The sequence below is a fragment of the Pseudomonas sp. EL_65y_Pfl2_R96 genome, assembly GCF_963970905.1.
Taxonomy (GTDB): domain Bacteria; phylum Pseudomonadota; class Gammaproteobacteria; order Pseudomonadales; family Pseudomonadaceae; genus Aquipseudomonas.
Map to the genome: position 1 here is coordinate 1 of NZ_CAXAQH010000406.1, position 432 is coordinate 432.

General features: G+C 62.5%; 1 protein-coding gene. It reads left to right on the plus strand.

What is annotated here, in order from left to right; translation table 11 throughout:
* A partial coding sequence (locus AACY49_RS31295) for an acyl-CoA dehydrogenase C-terminal domain-containing protein (protein WP_339528228.1) occupies positions 1-432 on the plus strand: 432 nt, incomplete at both ends.

Genomic DNA, 432 nt, shown 5'->3' on the forward strand with positions numbered 1-432 from the left:
TATGACATCGCGACCAATGCGCAGCAAGTTTATGGCGGCCATGGCTACATCGCCGAATGGGGCATGGAGCAATATGTCCGCGATGCGCGCATCGCGATGATCTATGAAGGCACCAACGGCGTGCAGGCGATGGACCTGGTCGGCCGCAAGCTCGCCCAGAATGGCGGCCGTGCGGTGCAGGCGTTGTTCAAGGTCGTCACGGATGAAGTGGCGGCGGGCAAGGCAGATCCAGCAACCGCCGATTTTGCGGCGCGTCTGGAAAAGGCCAATGGCGAGTTGCAGCAGGCAACGCTGTGGTTCCTCCAGAACGGCATGAAGAACCCCGACAATGTCGGAGCCGGGGCGCACAGCTACATGCACCTGATGGGCATCGTCGCGCTTGGCCTGATGTGGCTGCGGATGGTGACGGCGGCGACCAAGCTGAAGGCCGCG